At 49.8% G+C, this 1,265-nt stretch carries 1 protein-coding gene; it reads right to left on the bottom strand.

Annotated features, from left to right (window positions below; genetic code table 11):
* Positions 1-19 precede the first annotated feature (19 nt).
* Positions 20-1,012, bottom strand: coding sequence for an IS110 family transposase (locus Q0753_RS16525; protein WP_298723699.1), 993 nt, complete (start codon positions 1,010-1,012; stop codon positions 20-22).
* Between the last annotated feature and the right edge of the window lie 253 nt (positions 1,013-1,265).

Genomic DNA, 1,265 nt, shown 5'->3' with positions numbered 1-1,265 from the left:
GTAGATACTCTGTTGGACGTCAAGATTTTATATGCTCTTCACTGAATAATAATGTTGAGTCAAAGGGTGTTTCTGTTTTGATACAGGCCCATAAGCCAGTGAGATACTTTCTCATTATCGCGCATTGGGCCTGAATTTTTTTCTTACCTCGTGCCACTAAAGCGTCAGAAAAAGCCTTGGCTCTAGGGTCGTGCTGAGCGGCACACATCGCCGGCATATACAATGCCGCACGCAGGTAGGCATTGCCTGCTTTACTGAGCCTTGCAGGGCGATTAATACTCGTTCCTGATTGTGTTAAACGTACATCTAACCCGGCAAAACGACTGACCTGCGGTGCTTTTAGCTCTTTGGGCAGGACACAGAGTTCAGCCAACACAATCAGTGCGGTTGCCCTTCCTACTCCTTTAGCTGCACACATATTCGTTAGGTGCAGAGACAACGTATCTGACTCCGCTATTAGCACCAGAGCCGCCTGAGTGAGCCGCTCAATTCGCTTATTCAGAGTCTCAATACCATCCTGCTCATCCTCGATGAGCATTGGCATCGTCGATTGTTTGGATTGCAGTGCGTGCAGTCGATTCTTAGCCTGGGTACGCGTAGCGGTAAGTCGATTGATCTGCCTGCCAATATCACGCAGCCCAAGCCTGGCCTCACTCGGTGGTGTCCAGCGCCGAGGCTCCATACGCTCACCGTACTCCGCCAGCAAGGCGGCGTCGATACCATCGGTCTTGCTGCCGGCCAGCTTGAGCGTCGCAAAGTGATGGAAACTTTTAGGGTTGATGACCGAGACGGGTAACCCCGCTTTCACTAGCGCCACGGCCAGGTCAAAGTAGTAAATACCCGTCGCCTCCATCACGATTAGTGAGGGAGATTGCGCCTGCAGTCGTTTAACTGCTTTTTCATGCCCTTGTGGTGTTTGTTTGAACTGCTCAACCTTAAGTGAACGGTTATTTTTTCTGATAACGAGATCGAATGTTTTTGCAGCAATATCAATCCCCACAAAGACGTTCATGGCCTTTCCTTTAAGCTGTTTTTTGTTAGATAATGGTTACCAGTTCCCCGACCTCGCACTTTATGCTGCCTCATCCTTGTGATGCGAAGTCCGATCTTTGTCGGCTTCCTGATACTCTTCGAGGTTGGCAATGAGGCGGGGAGCCCATCTACACACGAGGTCAGCAAGTGCTGCCTCCAGGGTCGAACGGCCTCCCCAGTAACTGTGAAATACTCTATCAACTCATCTAACTTAAACATACAAGGGTCGAATT

The organism is uncultured Oceanisphaera sp., from assembly GCF_947495715.1.
GTDB lineage: Bacteria > Pseudomonadota > Gammaproteobacteria > Enterobacterales > Aeromonadaceae > Oceanimonas > Oceanimonas sediminis.
This window is presented reverse-complemented; position numbering and strand designations above follow the sequence as displayed.

What these genes read in the sequence shown, in the direction of transcription:
- Q0753_RS16525 (WP_298723699.1), bottom strand. Translation starts at nt 1,012, where the DNA reads ATGAACGTCTTTGTGGGGATTGATATTGCTGCAAAAACATTCGATCTC.